11 protein-coding genes are annotated in these 16,859 nt (G+C 45.5%); 3 read left to right on the forward strand and 8 right to left on the reverse strand.

What is annotated here, in order from left to right:
• Positions 1–25: 25 nt before the first annotated feature.
• The gene (locus AC4EHJ_RS10465) at positions 26–898 is read right to left on the reverse strand and encodes a proline iminopeptidase-family hydrolase (RefSeq protein ID WP_490975503.1); all 873 of its coding nucleotides are present in this window, start codon (positions 896–898) and stop codon (positions 26–28) included.
• Positions 899–1,319: 421 nt separating this feature from the next.
• Here AC4EHJ_RS10465 and AC4EHJ_RS10470 point away from each other — a divergent pair, with 421 nt between their 5' ends.
• Positions 1,320–5,288: an Ig-like domain-containing protein gene (locus AC4EHJ_RS10470; RefSeq protein ID WP_490975504.1), complete on the forward strand. Its 3,969-nt coding sequence runs from the start codon at positions 1,320–1,322 to the stop codon at positions 5,286–5,288.
• 152 nt (positions 5,289–5,440) lie between these two features.
• Here AC4EHJ_RS10470 and AC4EHJ_RS10475 read toward each other — a convergent pair whose 3' ends face one another.
• The 7 genes from AC4EHJ_RS10475 to AC4EHJ_RS10505 form a co-directional block, all read right to left on the reverse strand.
• Positions 5,441–6,508: a branched-chain amino acid aminotransferase gene (locus tag AC4EHJ_RS10475; RefSeq protein WP_490975653.1), complete on the reverse strand. Its 1,068-nt coding sequence runs from the start codon at positions 6,506–6,508 to the stop codon at positions 5,441–5,443.
• 533 nt (positions 6,509–7,041) lie between these two features.
• Positions 7,042–7,656, reverse strand: a complete 615-nt coding sequence (locus tag AC4EHJ_RS10480) for an NUDIX hydrolase (RefSeq protein WP_490975654.1) — start codon at positions 7,654–7,656, stop codon at positions 7,042–7,044.
• Between the two features lie 14 nt (positions 7,657–7,670).
• Complete coding sequence (locus tag AC4EHJ_RS10485; RefSeq protein WP_490975505.1) at positions 7,671–10,820, reverse strand: DEAD/DEAH box helicase; 3,150 nt, start codon at positions 10,818–10,820, stop codon at positions 7,671–7,673.
• Between the two features lie 221 nt (positions 10,821–11,041).
• Entirely contained in the window at positions 11,042–11,926 is an 885-nt protein-coding gene (locus AC4EHJ_RS10490) for a hypothetical protein (RefSeq protein ID WP_490975506.1), read from the reverse strand.
• Positions 11,919–12,443: a sigma-70 family RNA polymerase sigma factor gene (locus AC4EHJ_RS10495; RefSeq protein WP_490975507.1), complete on the reverse strand. Its 525-nt coding sequence runs from the start codon at positions 12,441–12,443 to the stop codon at positions 11,919–11,921. The genes AC4EHJ_RS10490 and AC4EHJ_RS10495 overlap by 8 nt, the downstream gene beginning before the upstream one ends.
• 356 nt (positions 12,444–12,799) lie before the next feature.
• Positions 12,800–13,156: a hypothetical protein gene (locus AC4EHJ_RS10500; protein ID WP_490975508.1), complete on the reverse strand. Its 357-nt coding sequence runs from the start codon at positions 13,154–13,156 to the stop codon at positions 12,800–12,802.
• 63 nt (positions 13,157–13,219) lie between these two features.
• The gene (locus AC4EHJ_RS10505; protein WP_490975509.1) at positions 13,220–13,840 is read right to left on the reverse strand and encodes a class I SAM-dependent methyltransferase; all 621 of its coding nucleotides are present in this window, start codon (positions 13,838–13,840) and stop codon (positions 13,220–13,222) included.
• Between the two features lie 832 nt (positions 13,841–14,672).
• Between AC4EHJ_RS10505 and AC4EHJ_RS10510 the strand changes: the two genes are divergently transcribed.
• Both AC4EHJ_RS10510 and AC4EHJ_RS10515 read left to right on the forward strand, forming a co-directional pair.
• A complete protein-coding gene (locus AC4EHJ_RS10510) occupies positions 14,673–15,347 on the forward strand; it encodes a response regulator transcription factor (RefSeq protein ID WP_490975510.1) in 675 nt (224 codons plus the stop codon).
• Between the two features lie 3 nt (positions 15,348–15,350).
• Complete coding sequence (locus tag AC4EHJ_RS10515) at positions 15,351–16,844, forward strand: histidine kinase dimerization/phospho-acceptor domain-containing protein (RefSeq protein ID WP_490975511.1); 1,494 nt, start codon at positions 15,351–15,353, stop codon at positions 16,842–16,844.
• Positions 16,845–16,859: the final 15 nt, after the last annotated feature.

Here is a 16,859-nt window from a genome sequence, read left to right on the forward strand (position 1 = left end):
AAAGTAAAAGTGGACAGGCTTTTAGTCAAGAATGGCGGTTGATGAATTCCCGGATTTTGTGTCTGTATATTTCTGGCGCTTCATACCCTGGCATGTGCGAGCAGTTTTCAAAGACTTGAAATTCCGCTCCTGGCACCAGGCTGGCGTAGTATTCCGTGGCTTCAGGCGTTGCTTCGTCAAAACGGCCGCACGTGAACAGCGTGGGCACATCTATGTCAGCAAGCCTTTCAGTAACGTCAAAGTTCTTCAGCGTCCCGGTCACCGTAAACTCGGACGCGCCCCACATAAAATTATAGATTTGAGTATTGAGCTTTTCCAGTTCCGCCACCATTTCTTTCGGCCACGGATTCAAGCGGCACATATGCTTGCTGTAATAAGCCATCATCGCATCTTGGTATTCTTCAGTATGAGTTGTTTTTAAGCGTTCACTTTTCTCAATAATGTCCTGGACTTCTTCGGGGAATTCCTCTAAGCAACTCCGCTGATTGGCTTCCCAACGCGGCGCGCTGAGTGCCGGGCCAGAGAAAATAACGCTCTTGACACCCTTCGGCTTCTTGTCCAGCAAGTAAGAAGCTGCGAGCATCGTGCCCCACGAATGCCCCAGCAAATGAAATTCTTCCAATTCCAATGCTTCGACCACATGTTCCAGCTCTTCTACATAACGGTCCACTGTCCATAAATCGGTGTCAGTCGGATGGCCGGATTTGCCGCATCCGAGCTGATCGTATTGGATAACCGGACGTTCGCTGCCGAGCTGCCGCAGCGGATCGATTTCAGAACTCATTCCGCCTGGACCGCCGTGCAGCACCAGCAGCGGAATTCCTGGACCGTCCCCTGTAATGCGGAACCAGACATTGCCGCCTTTGACCGGTACAAACCCTTCTGTTATATGTTCCATCCGTTCATAACCTCCCTAGATGTTGTCTTTTATTAAATTCTTCATTGGTTCGGATTTCCCTTTAAAGCCCCTACCGATTCGGTGTTCAAACTTCTGAAATGAAATAAATAACAGCTTTTTATACTGTTTCCAGCCTTTTCACCGATCTTTTTATCAGTTTCTTTAAGATTTTTTCGTTTTTTCTGTAAGTTTGAAAAATTTGTATATATTTTGTAATAAAGAGATGCTATACTCCGATTACTAGGCATAATATATCAGTCATAATTAATTTTTTAGTCTTTTTTGTTCAATCTTAGTCATAAGTCCCTTTTGGAAATCAGTTTCACCTACTTGCATCCGGATCCTCTGGTTGTTTGTAGCGATCCAGCCAAGTCCCATAGTCTCAAAAAAAAGAACATCAGCTTGAAGGAGGAGAAAGAGAATGAAGAAAAAGAGATTGAAGAAAAAAGCTACGAAGGGGTTTGCTGTGGTATCGGCTTTATTGCTCTCCGGCGTTGTTTCAACCAGCACGGTGTTGGCAACTGAATTGGTTTCGGTTGCGGAGTTTACAGCAACAGGCGGAAATATCGAAATTAAACAAGGGACGGTCAAAAAGTTCAATATCATCGTGTCGTATCCAGATGGAAACTCAAGTACAAAAGGGGAATTGTTTGTCGATTCTAATTATTATTGGGACGGTAACAAAGTAGCCTCCAATACTCCTAAAAAGGTCGTTTTTGAAGGAAGAACTTTAGAAGCAAAAGTTGAAATAACCGTTGATACGAAAAATGTACCATCTAATCAATATAGCTTCCCTGTCAATGTAAGAATTACAAATACAGCCAACGGCAAAGGAAATCATTTATTTAACGAGACTCCAGACATGATATCAATCAAAGTAATTCCAAGCGACACGACTGCCCCTGCAATCTCCATAACAAATCCGGCCAACGGCGGCTTCTACCAGACAAGCCAGCTCCCGGCAGAACCGGCGTTTACTGTAGTTGATGAAAGCACCACAACAAACAGCTACACGGGCTGGAGCAAAGAAGAAGGCAATCATACGCTGACGGTTTCTTCTATTGATGCTTACCAGAACCAAGGCAACGCTTCTGTTGCTTACACTGTAGACAATACGAAGCCGCTCATCACTTCCCAAGTGGCGGATGGCGGCGTCTATAATTCCAAGACTTTGGAAGCGCTGCAAGACAACTACTTTGAAGTAAGCGAACCGAACTTGAAAGCTTCCCAAGCAGATCCGCTAGACTTCTCAGTCGGTGAGCATACAGTGCTTATCACCGCAGAAGACAAAGCGGGCAACCAAGCGGAGAAATCAATCACCTATATCGTCGATAACGAAGTTCCTTCGATCTCATTCAACTTCACTACTGGTGGGTTTTATACTTCTTCCGCTTTTGAGGCATTCAAGCCGTATTTCGAAGTTAAGGACAGCAATTTAGACGCTGCGAAAACTAAAGCCGCAGAACCTGTCCTGGCAGAAGGTCCCCAATCGTTGACTGTTGAAGCGGCAGACCTTGCCGGCAACACGAACAGTGCGAAAGCATCTTATACGATCGATGACACAAAACCGAATGTGGCTATCCATCTGGAGGAAGGCAAGTTCTATAACCAGCTTGCTTTAAGCTCTGTTGGAGAATTTTATTCCGTTTCTGATTTGAACCTCTTCAGCACAAACGCTGACGGATTTGGGACAGAAGACGGCGTACACCAGGCTTCTGTAACTGCTACGGATTTGGCCGGCAACGAAACGGTGGAAACCGTGAATTATGTAGTCGATACAGCGGCACCGGCAATCGCAATCGATGCTGAAAAATTAGGCAACGGCGGTTTCTATACTTCCGATTACCTAGGAGAACTTGCTGACTTCTACACCGTGAAAGACGCCAACTTGGATGCTGGCACAGTTACAACAAGCGAATTGAAGTTCGAAGAAGGCACACACACCTTCTCCGTGACAGCGGAGGATCAAGCTGGAAATACTTCAACTGAAACCGTCACTTACACAGTAGATAATTCAGCTCCTGAACTTTCGTTCAACCTGAAAAACGGCGGCTTCTATCAATCAGCCAACCTGCCGGCAAAATATTTTAATGCAACGGATAAAAACGGCGTAGTCAGCATCGTTTCCGCTGATGATTTCGCAACTGCTGAAGGCGCACATACTTTGACGGTAACCGTCATGGACGCAGCTGGCAACAGCACAACTGATACCGTGTCATATACGGTGGACAATACGGCGCCAGAAGTGGCGATTTCTGCACCAGCCGATGGCGGGTATTACAATTCCACAAACTTGCCGGAACAACCAGCATTCACAGTAAATGAAACCCATTCTTATAAAACAAATACCATTGGTTGGAATACGACGGATGAAGCGACGCACACCGCAACTGTTACAGCTACTGATGAAGCTGGCAACACCGGCCAAGCCGCTGTTACGTACACACTGGACAACACAGCGCCAGCCATTACTTCCACTTTGGTTGATGGCGGCATCTATAATGCGGCATCTCTTCAAGCGCTTGAAAGCTATTACAGCGTTTCAGACACGAACCTGAATAAAGAGACAATCGTTTCAAGCGAGTTGATTTTGACTGAAGGCAAACATACTGCAACGATTACGGCAACCGATAAAGCCGGCAACAAAGCCGAAAAAACGATCCGTTACACAGTGGACAATACAGTACCGTCCATCCAGTTCAATTTTGCGGACGGTGGTTTCTATACGGCCGGTAAATTCCAGTCATTTAATCCATATTACTCCGTAACGGATGAAAACCTGGATGAAAACTCTGTTTCTGCAGAAGAAGCAAGTTTGGCTGAAGGCGCAAACAGTGTGACAGTCAAAGCTGCGGATTTGGCGAAAAACACCAACGAAGCGACGGCAAGCTACACAATCGACAACACGAAGCCAACAGTTTCATTAGCTCTTGAGTCCGGCAAATATTATAACCTCGCTGCACTTGAAAAACTGGGGACATACTGGACTGCAAAAGATACAAACTTAGAAGAAACCATTGCTCCAACGCTTGCCACAACGGACGGAACGCACACAGCAACCGTAACGGCAATCGATAAAGCGGGCAACGAAACAACCGTTTCCGTCGAATACCACGTCGATAACACGGCGCCGGTGATCAAGCTTGATGAATCAAAACTGAAAAACGGCGGCTTCTACACCGAAGCTTACCTTCAGTCATTGAGCGAAAAACCTTATGCAATCGTTGACGCAAACCCAGCAACGGACAGCGCAAGCGATTTTGAAACCGAAGAAGGAACTTACGATTACACCATTACAGCGACCGATAAAGCGGGCAACACTTCTTCTAAAACTGTTTCCTATACGGTCGATAACACAGCGCCAAGCATTTCATTCGAGTTGGCTGAAGGCGGCATCTATAACGCAGCTTCTCTTGAAGCGATCGGCCAATATTACAGCACTGCAGACAAAAACGGCAATGTTGCAGTTGAAGCAGATAAATTGGTAACGAACGTGGATGGCAGCTACACATTGAACGTAACGGCAACCGATGGAGCCGGAAACACGTCGACTGATTCGATTACGTATACGCTCGATAACACCAATCCTGAAATCGCCTTCCTTTTGGAAAACGGCGGCCATTACACAAGCAAGTCGCTTGCTGATGTTTTGGGCAGCGGTAATTATTTCACAGCTAAGGATGCACATCTAGGAAAAGTCGATGCGGATGAATTAGCGACGGCTGAAGGCGAGCATACGTTAACCGTTTCGGCATTGGATGCTGCGGGCAACCAAATCGAAGCTTCCATCACTTATGTGGTCGACAATTCAGCTCCAGTCATCAGCGGGCTGCAAGGGCTGTTCGATGGCCAGCGCTTCCTGCAAGGCCAAACTGTATCGGTAACTCCAGTTGTAGCTGATAATTTCGACAAGGATCTCCAAACGGCAACAACGCTATTGGATACATCAAAAACCGGGAAACAAAGTGTCACTGTCTCTATAACCGATAAAGCGGGCAACGTGAGCACGTACACAATGTCCTATTACGTATACGGCTTCAGCGGAGTTCTTGAGCCGATCAAAGCAGACGGCAAGAGCACATTCCAGAAAAACAGAACGGTGCCAGTGAAGTTCCAGATTGCTGACGGCGGCTTGTTCGTTAAAGACGCAACGGCAACAATACACTTGGTTAAAGTTTCCGGCAACGATGTTGGGGAAGAAATCCTTGTGACTTCGACTTCAAATGCCACAACCGGCAATCTGTTCCGCTATGACTTGACTGACAATCAATACATCTTCAACCTGGGGACGAAAGATTTGGAAGTCGGACAGTATAAAGCCGTAATTGCTATCACGCTTGACGGCAATACGATCCACCAACATTCACCGGTTTTCAGCATCAAAAAATAACAGACTCCCAGCACCGCTTCGGCGGTGCTGATTTTTTTTGCAATTAACTATATGAATAAATTAGCTGAAACAAGAAGCCCAGTTCATTAAACCCTAGAAATAAGCATAAAAAAGCATCGGTCCTAAGGGAGCCGATGCTTTTCTAATTTCGCTTATTTCACTTCAACCGTCCAGCCAAGTGCATCTTCCACTTTGCCGGTTTGTATGCCGGTGATCGTATCGTATAGTTTTTGCGACAACTCGCCTATTTCATGGTTATTGACGACCATTTTGCTTCCTTGCCAATTGAGTTCTCCGACCGGAGAAATGACAGCCGCCGTTCCGGTGCCGAAAACTTCTTCGACCTTGCCGTCCGCAAAAGCCTGGAAGATTTCCTGGATGGAAATTTTTCGCTCCGTTACCGGCACGCCCCATGAATTCAGCAATTCGATGATTGATGTCCGTGTAATTCCTTTTAGGATGCTGCCATTGAGTTCAGGCGTCAGCACTTCTCCATCAATCTTGAAGAAGATATTCATGCTGCCGACTTCCTCGATGTATTTCTTTTCGACGCCATCGAGCCATAACACGTCTGCATTTCCGGCTTGTTTCGCTTGGGCTTGAGCCTGGTAGCCGGAAGAATAATTCCCCGCTGTCTTCGCCATGCCCGTACCGCCTTTTACCGCACGCGTAAATTGGTCTTCGACATGGATGATGACCGGTTTCATGCCGCCCGGGAAATAAGAACCCACAGGTGACAAAATCACCATGAATTTATACGATTTTGCAGGCGCTACAGCCAAATTGGCTTCTGTTGAAATGATGAACGGACGGATATATAAAGATGTACCTGGTGTTGAAGGCACCCAGTCTTTCTCCAGTTCAATCAGTTTCCTCAAATATTCCAGCATCAATTTTTCGTCGACTGGTGGAATGCTCAGGCGTTCGCTTGATAAATTCAGGCGCTCAAAGTTCTTTTCGGGACGAAACAACAAAACGCGCCCGTCTTCCGTGCGATAAGCCTTCATGCCTTCAAAAACAGTCTGCCCATAATGGAAAATCATCGCTGCCGGATCCAGCGTAATCGGTGCGTAAGGTGTGATTTTAGGTTCATGCCAACCTTGGTCCGTTGTATATTCCATTGTAAACATATGATCCGTAAACAAGGTGCCAAAAGGAACCTGATCCTGTAAGGGTTTCTCTTTCAACTGTGTGCTTTTAACAATTTCAAGCTCGGATATTCTTACCAATGTCAGGCACTCCTTTTCAAATTTCATAATTTTATTGGGTAATGTGAATAATTATACGCTTTTACATTGTAGTATTAAAGTGATTTTTCGGAAATGCCGAAAATTAAGAAAAAAGACCTTCTCGATTTGTTTTTCTTCAGGAAAATACACAAGAAAAGGAACCGACTGATTAGTTGGATTCTTTTCTTTGTTTCGTTAGCAGCTAACCGCTTACATTCATCTAATTATACATCTTTATTCCATCTTTTTTTCCAATAAAATGGATATATCATTCGATTATGACGAAATACTGTCCGATCTGACCTAAATATTGTCCGGAAATCCAAAATACTGTCCGCAATACCCAATTTACTGTCCGCGAGCATTTTCTGTGAAAGTTCAACCCCCTGAATGGAAACAGTTTACCGCGGTAAACTGCCTGGGTCCGTGAGCGGCTGGCCGCTTACTTCCATCTGCCACTCTCCACTAACTTGCCTTTTAAAAAGCACTCCTTCGATGCCATCTGGCTATCGCAGGAGTGCTTTTTAACTGACCACATCGATAAAATGCGCAAGAATACGGGCCGTCAGCCCCCAGATCACTTTGTCTTCATAGAGGTAGAAATATTCTTCCATTTCACGCGCGCGCCAGCTGTAATCCCGGCCGCCCTCGATTAACTCATACGGAAAATCGTCTTCCGGCTGCACATCAAACTGGATTTGGTAGACCCGTGGTCCGTTGTTGATAAAAAATGATAAGGGCACACTGAACAAGCTGTCGACTTCTGCCGGGTTCGGTTCGAACGTCGCGGATGGTGCGATAAATCCGGCAAAGGCATAAACGATCATGCCGAACGGCGACACGATGTAGTCGAGTGCGAACACTTCGGAAATCTCATCTTCACTGATGCCGAGCTCTTCATTGGTTTCCCGCAGCGCTGCGGATTTGGCCGAATGGTCCTCGGGATCAATCCGGCCGCCCGGGAAACAGACTTCCCCCGGCTGTTTGCGAAGCGTATGCGCACGCGTTTCGAACAGCACATGCACTTCGCCGTCTTTTTCGATCAATGGCAGCAAAATCGAGAACTTCGAAAAATCCCGGCTGCCGAGCACCTGGGGTTTATGGTTTTTTATCTTTTCGGTAATTTTTTTGGCGTCCATCATCCAATCACCTCTCACTTAATCATCAGTATTTCCCGAATATCCTCTTCTGTCAAGGCGGCCAGGGAGTCCTGCCCCGAATGGATGATTTCATCGATCAAGTTTTTCTTGCGCTCTTGCAAGTCGCTGATTTTCTCTTCGATCGTCCCTTTGGCGAGCATGCGGATGACCTGCACTTCATTCAGCTGGCCCATGCGGTGCGCCCGGTCCGCTGCCTGCTGTTCAACCGCGGGATTCCACCACAGGTCGTAGAGGATGACCGTATCTGCCCCAGTCAAGTTCAATCCCGTACCTCCGGCTTTCAATGAAATCAAAAACAAATTGCCTTCTCCTTCATTGAAGCGGTCGCATAATTCCACGCGCTCCTTCGGCGGCGTCTGACCGTCTAAATAGAAATAAGGGATGGCGTGCTTGTTGAGATTCCTGCCGATCAAACCGAGCATTTGTGTAAACTGCGAGAAAATGAGGACGCGGCGCCCAGCAAGCCGACTTTCCTCCACTATTTCCATCAATTGATCAAATTTGGCAGAACCGCCGCCGTAATCTTCGACAAACAGCGCTGGATGGCAGCAAATTTGGCGCAGGCGCGTCAAGCCGGCCAAAATCTTGATGCGGTTTTTCCGCAAACTGCCTTTCGCCAAGTGCTTCAGTGCATCTTGCTTTAATTCCGCTAAATAAGCAGCGTATAGCTTTTTCTGTTCTGGCTGGAGTTCGGAATACTGGGTGGTCTCCACTTTTTCCGGCAGCTCAGCGAGCACTTCTTTTTTGGTGCGCCGCAAAACGAACGGCCGGATGCGCTTCGCAATATTGTCCCGCCGCAATTCACTGAAAGCGCGGCGGTTCGGCAACAATTCCGGAAAGACGACACGGAAAATCGACCATAATTCATCCAGCGAGTTCTCGATCGGGGTGCCCGTCAGCGCAAAGCGGTATTTCGCCTGTATGGCGCCTGCCGCTTTCGCCGTCTGAGTCACCGGATTTTTGAAGGCTTGCGCTTCATCGAAAAACACCGTATGGAATTGCTTGTCGCGGTAGAGGTGGCCGTCCATCCGCAGCGACGGATACGACGTGATGACAATATCGCAGCCTGAGACGCCCTTCAGCTTGGATGCACGCGTGGCACTCGTGCCGTCGATGATGCGTGCATTGACCTGCGGCGCGAATTTCTTCAGCTCGTTCAGCCAATTATAGGTCAGCGACGAAGGCGCAACGACCAGCACGGGCAGTTTTCGCGCCCGGACTTCCGGCAGCACCGAAACGATGAATGCAATGCTTTGCAGCGTTTTGCCGAGCCCCATATCGTCTGCCAAAATGCCGCCGAACCGGTATTGCGCCAAAAGCTTCAGCCAGTGGAAACCGGCTTTTTGGTAATCGCGGAGCACCAGCTGCAGCGATTCCGGCACAGCCGCTTCCAAAGCGTCCGGATTCCCAAAGTTTTTCAAGAGCTTCGCAAATTCTTCTCCCGGTTCCGCAATCCCGCCTTTTTCGAGCCCTTCTGCCAATCGCATGCCGTGCAGCAGCGGTACACGGATTTCCTCTTCTTCCAAATCCTCAGTGGACAGGTCCATTTCTTCCATAAATTCATGAAGCGCCCAGAATTCCGGTGTTTCCAGCGACATCAATGTACCCGTAGGCACCCGGTAATATTTGCGCTTTTCCTGGATTGCTTTCATGAGTTGCTGAATTTCCGTTTCCGGAATCCCCTTCAAATCGAAGTGGAACGACAGCCAATCGGTCCGTTCTTTTATTTCAATTCGCATTTTCGGTATACTTGGCGCTTTTTGCACGCGCAGCTTGACTGCCGTTGTCGCGAAAATTTTCGCCAGTTCTTCCAGCTCATGCACGGTGTGGTAAAGAAACTCGTATTCCGCTTCTTCATCTTGCATGAAAAAACCGCCAGGCGTCTGGATGAATAAACTGTCAGCCATGATTTTCATGATGCGCTGTTCGATATCCAACCGGCGCCGTACGCCGGGAATGGAACGGTATTCATGCTCCTGCTCCTCGCACGGATTAACGGTGAACTGACCGTATTGAAACTCTATTCCGGCCAATAGCCGGTTGCTGACCCGGTCCAGGAAAACTTTTGCTGTCAATGGCGTTTCTTTCAAGGTTTTCGAAACCGGATCCGCTATATCGACTTGGCCGAGCCGCATCAAGCCGGGAACCGCGTGTTCCATGAAATGGCTGAGCTGCTGAGCAGATATTTCCATTCGCTGCAGCCCTTCGCCGCTGAGCATTTCTTTCAATTCAGCAAGCCGGATGCAGTCTTCCTCCGTCAGCTTGAACAATTGTCCGTCGGCCAAAGCGCAGCTATATGCACGGAAGACCGCAATCTCTTCCAACCCACTGACTTCCAATCCATAGCCTTCGCCTGCCCGGTCCACTTCAAACGACAGCGGCAGCCGTTCGCCGTAGCGAATACCCTTATAGCAGCGGCTGTCCTGCATGAATTTTACGCCCGGCGCCGCTTCAAGCAGTGGCAGCAGCAATTCCCAAGCAGCTGCGGATATCAATAAAGTCTTTTCTTCGGTTAGGGGTCCAAGCGGCTGGCTTTTCAAGAGAAAGCGCAGCACCGCATCGGTTTCGCGCATGAAGTTATGGCGTTCGGGATTGTAAATCGAACCCGGCGCAAACTCGGTGATTTTTCGTTGCCCAAGGTGCTGGAGAAAACTCCAAGGCTCCGCAATCTCCTGCAATTCCACTTGCCCGGCAGCCAGGCGGATGCCAAAGCCATTTCCAGCGTCCCCGAGCGAAACCGGCACACACGTAAATTCGACATTGAGCGTCTGCCGTGCGTCGAAATGAAGCCCTTTGCCGCTCGGGCGTTTAGGCTCGTTGCCGAATAAGCCGAGCATGCGATCTGCCAGCGGCTGCTCCGCTTGCTGCCGCTCCTCGAGCGCCAATAGCGTTGCTGCAATGTGCTGGCAATAGGTTTTCACAAAACCAACAGGCGGGCAGCTGCAGAATGCTTTCAACGACCCATTGGGATCCGGCTGTACCGTGACAGTGCAAACTTCTCCGCTGTAAACCCGCGCTTCCGCAAGTTCTTCCGTTTGCGGCATGAGCTCCACTTTTCCAGCCAGAAAATAAGCCTTCCCTTTTTTATAAGCGGCATCGCCGCAACATTTTTTTATGAGTCTGTCATTTAAAGAAAAATTCATGGTTTTACCCCTTTGCCGTCCATCTCTTGTATTCTCCATTATCGCTAAAATCTTTCTTTCTGTACAATGGACAGCTTGTTCCGGGTAGTCGACTCTCTTAGTTTATTTATAAACGTAGAAAAACCCCGCCACACTTGCAAAACGCAAATGTGGCGGAGTTCTATTTTGCTTACCAGGCTAGAGAAATCTTGCTTCTCGCTGCTCTCCAATCCAGAAATCTATTATTCCGTATAAAGAGACATCGAGATCTCTTTTACCCGCGCATTTTTATCTTCTGATTCTGCCACCACAACGTAACGCTCATTTTCCAAAATAAATTCACCCGACACGATTTCTCTGTCTTCCATTTCATTGAAGTAGGCAGTGATTTTAATGTCCTGTCCGATTGCCTCTTCCATCTGGGAAACCGTCAGTTGGGTAAAGCCCCGAAGGTTGACATTGTTGATGGTTGTTTCAAAAAAGCCATGGAAAAGTGTAAAGCTTTCGTAGCGTAAAGCGACGCCGCCTTCGTATTCCCCTTTTTCAATCCAATTTGGATAACGCGCTTCCACCTCAACCACTTCATCACCGAGACTGATTCCGGTGTCAAAATATGCATGGCCTAAAAGTACTTGGAGTTGCTTTTTGGGGGCAAGCTGCTCGGTTTCTTTTTCTGCAGCCACTGTAGTTTCCTCTGTGGAATCTTCCGGTGGAGCTTCAATCATTTCGTCCATTTTCTCTTCTGAACTTTTATCTTCCGCTTCTACTGCCTTTTCCTCCGTGGAATCTTCCGTTACAGTTTCAATCGATTTATCTGTATTTTCTTTAGAACTTTCATCTTCCACCAATGGCAATTCCGGGTTTTCTTCAGAAGGCGATTGATTTTCTTTACCACCTTGAATTTCTGTTGGCACGTCTTCTTCTATTAAATAAGGGTAGGCCCAAAGCCCGGACACTCCGATTACAGCTACCCCTACAAGCGCAGGGATAAATTTAGGCACACGCGCTGGTTTCCGAACGTTGTTTCGCTCCTGTGCCGCTTTCAAAATCTGTCCTTTTTTCGCTTCTGATAAGGTCACTTCTTTCGGAACCGATTCATCCAATAGCCGTTTCAAATCCTCACGCATGGTCAATCCCCTCCTCCGAAAATGTACTGCCCATCTGTTGGCGTCCTCTAGCAAGCCGCGTCTTCACTGTGTTATCCGGTATCTTCAGCACTTCGCTGATTTCCCGTACCGATAGCTCCGCATAATAATAAAGCCACAGCACTTCCCGGTATTTCAGAGGGAGCTTGCCGACTGCTTCCACTACTTCACTGCTTTTCTCTGTTGCCAGCACCGTATCTTCAGCTGAGCTTTTATTCGGCAAGAGAGGGCTCAGCTTGTTTGTCAATTCGATTTTGCGGTGCGCCCAGCTTTTGAAATAGTTATGGCATTCGTTCACGGTGATGCGGTACAGAAAAGTTTTGACGCTCGAACGCCCTTCGAACTTCTCGAGATTCGTATAATAGCGGATGAAGACGTCTTGCACGATGTCTTCTGCCTTCGCCCGTTCTTTCACAAACGAATACGCCAACCGCATCAAATAATGCCCGTACTCATCCATCGCTTCCGTAAGCAACCGATCCTTTTCGTATTTCTCCAAGCCCTCTCCCCCTTTTACTATCTGTTAGACAAAGCTCAATGCCCCGCCGTTTCGTTTTTCTCAAAAAAATACTCGTTCAGCTTTTTGCAGCTAAACGAGTTAACTAATTTCGTTCCCTCAGGAGATGAATTTCTATGCCTAAATGCACAAGGGTTTCTGAAGAGCTTATTCAATTTAATCTTCAACAGCGACGCTTTTTATGAACTTCTTATTTTTGCTTTTGTCTTCCACCCAAACTTTTACCTGCTATAAACGTTCCATGTCTTCAATTTTTTTGTTATTCTTTTACAAAAACCTTGCCAGTATCGGAAATAACGAGAAACAAAGTTTTTTCTTCTTAGAGCGAAGAAGTACCTTCAAAAGCATAAGCCCATCTGGTAGTGAAAGGATTCCCAGGGTTTTGCCCTTCGGTGGGCATGATATCCTCTTCCCTCAGCTCCAGTTTGTCGTACTAACCAGAATCTGTTCTTGGGCTTGTTGAGGGTAAATTCCGGAAGCGAAAGGAAGACGCCGGCAGCCAAAATCAGCATAAAAAAGGCGTACCTTCCGTATTTTTTTGCAGGTATAAGATGCTTGCAAATCGTCACATGCACCACTAAGAACACAATCGAGAAACTTAGCGTTATCACGTTATCGTAAATGGCTCTATTAAAGAAGAATAATATAGCAAACAGGCAGATCGATATAATTGCGCCAACCAAGTAATCTTTCACTGTTAGCCATCTCCTTCATGGCGTTTTGAATAGTTTAAGAAGTTTCATTTAAGTACATACCAGTTAAATCCTCTTTTTCCCAGAAACCGCTACCGTGTGAAATTGTCTTGAATTTGGGCCTTTTACTAATGCCACTTCTAAAAATCCGTTGTCCTTCATAAGGGGAATTAGTTGATCGTTTATCATGTTATCAATTCCTTCCCACTTCTCCTCATTCTTGCCATTACAAAGCGTAATTACACAAGCACCGCCAGGTTTTAAAACTCTAGATATCTCTGAAATGGCGGCAGATAATTCATCCCAAAAATAGATGGTGTGGATGCTGAATATTTTTTCAAATTGCTCGTTTTCGAAAGGCAGGCTTTTCACATTTCCATGTACCAGTTTTGCCTTTTCTTCCTTCAGCGCTTTTTTGTTTCTCATCGCAGCTGAGCGGATTACCGCAGGCGAAAGGTCCAATCCCACTACTTTCTCAGCTTCATTTTTTTCTAAGATCAACTTAATTGCGTACCCTGAACCACATCCAAGTTCCAAGATATTTTCTCCCGGTTGTATATCCAGCAACTCAATCGTCCATAAGGTCTCTGGCTTATGCTGCCACACCATCTTTTCACCTATGTAAGCTCCTATCAACCCTTTAGGTGTTCTGTACTGCCCATCAATAAACGCTTTAACTCTGCTCATTAACTCCATGACTCACCAACTTTACTTTATTGTGTTAAAAAATAAGTGTTGGTAAAAGTATACCGATACGGGCGCTTTAAAACAGCTAAAAAATTTCCGATTCTCATCCGTTTCATGTGGAACAAAACACCTTCAAATAATGAAACAAAAAAGATGACCCCTTACACCATGCGGGAATCATCTTATCGCAACAGAAAGCTGCTGGCTACTTGTATTCACTCGTTCTCCAGATGGGGCCTGGTTCATCTTTCATCTGTATTTGTTTTGTTGTGAGGTTGATTCTCTTTTCGTTGTTCTGTTTTTCTTTCAGTTCGAATTCGGATATCACATCGTCCATAGCTTCTTTTGTTGAGTTTTAATTGTTATGCTCCCTGGGAACCACAATTTAAAGAAAAATTCATGGTTTTGCCCCTTTGCCGTCCATCACTTGTATCCTCCAGTATCGCTAAAATCTTTCTTTCTGTACAATGGACAGCTTGTTGCAGTTTGCGACTCTCTGACTTTGTTGTCCCGGCGCATGATGAGCACGAACAACTTCCATTTATAGCTCACTTGCGTTTTTTTTGAGTTGTGTTTTTCTATAAACTGAGAAAACCCAACAAACTTGTTGTTACACAAGAATGATGAGCTTCTTTCTTTATATACATTTAGTTGGTAGCTTCCGGTAATCCCTCATATGTTAACTAGTCATTTTAATTAAGAACTCTACCTATTCATTAATTTAAGCTACAGAAATGAAAAATATATTTTATTAACTTTGAGCTAGCAACACTTTAGCAACAACTTTTTAGTAATATAAAGAAATAACTGTAAATTGAGAAGAGGCATGATTATGAAGATGCAACAATCCATTTTAATTGTCGAAGACGAAGAATCCATTCTTGATATATTAGCTTATGCCTTGAGAAAAGAAAGATATATTGTACACGGAGCCACTACAGGTGAAGCCGCATTGTCCCTTTTCCAGGGCACCGAAATAGATCTGGTCATTTTAGATTTGATGTTACCTGATACCACTGGCTTCGAGCTATGCAAGAAAATAAAAGCGACGAGCAATTTACCTGTCATGATGTTAACCGCCCGTGATGACATCGTCGACAAAATATTGGGATTGGAATTGGGTGCTGATGATTATATGACAAAGCCCTTTGATGTACGGGAAGTGAATGCAAGAGTAAAGGCATTGCTGCGGCGTCCCTCACATGGACAATCCATCAATTATTTAGCGGTAAATGAAGCTATCCGTATTATTCCTAACTCCCATACTGTCCTGAAACACGAAGAACCGGTAGCCATGAAACCAAAAGAATATGAACTTCTGTTGTTATTCGCCCAACATAAAAACCGGATATTTTCCCGTGAGGAAATCTTGGATACAATATGGGCCATGGATTTTGAAGGTGGACTGCGAACGGTGGATGTTCATGTGCAACGGATTCGCAAAAAGCTGGATTCATCGATTATTGAAACGGTATTTGGCACCGGTTATAAAATGAGTGGGTATTAGTTGATGAAATGGACAATCCGAAAGAAATTTTTCATAGGATTTTTGTTGCTATTCACCTTAGCCGCCTTCAGTTTTTATCAAATCATGGAAAACACAATTGAAAGTAACACAACATCCGTGCTGGAAAATGATTTAACAAAATTACAGCATACTTCCAAAGAATACATCAAACAGTTCTCGAGATTGCAGGGCAGCGATGAGAAACTATTTGCCGAGTTTGGCAGTACGATTGCACAAGAACTCAGTAATATCAATTCTCAGAGCATTTCCATCTATGACGCTGATGGATCTTTTCTAAATGAAGCAACGCCTATTGATAACCCCTTGCTGATGGAGAACCAAAAATACCAGGAAAGCTTAAAGGAAAACAGCAGCACAGAACTTTCGGAGGCTTTCCAAAATAAGGCTGCTTATACTCTTGAAACGGTCGCAGGTGGAACACTGATTCATTTCGCATATCCGGTCTATATTGAAGGTGCTTTTTACGGTGTATTGAAGTTTACTGGCGATTATTCGGCAATGTTTAAACACAATCAACAGTTATTGAACAGCTTCACACTCCTCAGCATCCTGCTTTTTGTCGGTGTATTTATCATTTCCTTGTTGCTGACAAATCAACTGATCAAGCCTTTGCATGCCCTTTCTAATGCCACAAAACAAATTGCAAAAGGCAATTATAAAGTGAAGGCGGATGTACATACTTCAGATGAAATTGGGGAACTGGCGAAGAATTTTCAACTGATGCAAAATGAAATTCAACAGCAAATGCATGTAATCGAAATGGAAAAAGAGAAAGTATTGTTGCTGGAGAAAAAACGCACTGATTTTTTTCATAACGTAACGCACGAACTGAAAACACCCCTGACCACCATTTCCGGTTACGCTCAAATCATCGGAGAAAAACAGTTCGACGACCCCCTATTCTTAGAAAAAGCCGCCAGCAGGATCCATTCCGAGAGTGACCGGTTAAACAAGATGGTTGTTCAATTGCTCTCTTTCTCTAAAGCTCAAGCTGATGTAGCCCGTACGGTTGAGGTATTTGATTTGTTCTCGCTTATCGAATCGGTCTGTGAAGACATTAAGATGGAAGCGACTGATGCTAAGATGCCTATACTGTTAACGGGCCAGCCTTTTAGCATGAAAGGCAATCCGGATGAAATGCGCCAGGTCATCCTTAATGTCTTATCGAACGCAATCAAACATGGAAAACCGAATCGTGCAATTGAAATTCATATAGAAAAGACGATCATTATTAAGAATTACAGCGATCTTATCCCCCAGAAGATTATGCAGCATGTTTTTGAACCGTTTGTTCACGGTAAAGCAAAAGACAGCCATGGATTGGGACTGTTTATTTGTGAGCAAATCATCACTAAGCATCAAGGCACGATTTCATTCGGTTATACGGATGAGCAGGCAATCATTGAAATTTCTTTACCTCAGTGGCAACAAAACGGAAACAAGTTTGAGATGGTTGGAAATAACATTGTTCTATGATCAGTATGTGCACAA

The organism is Planococcus sp. TJ-301 (assembly GCF_058268475.1).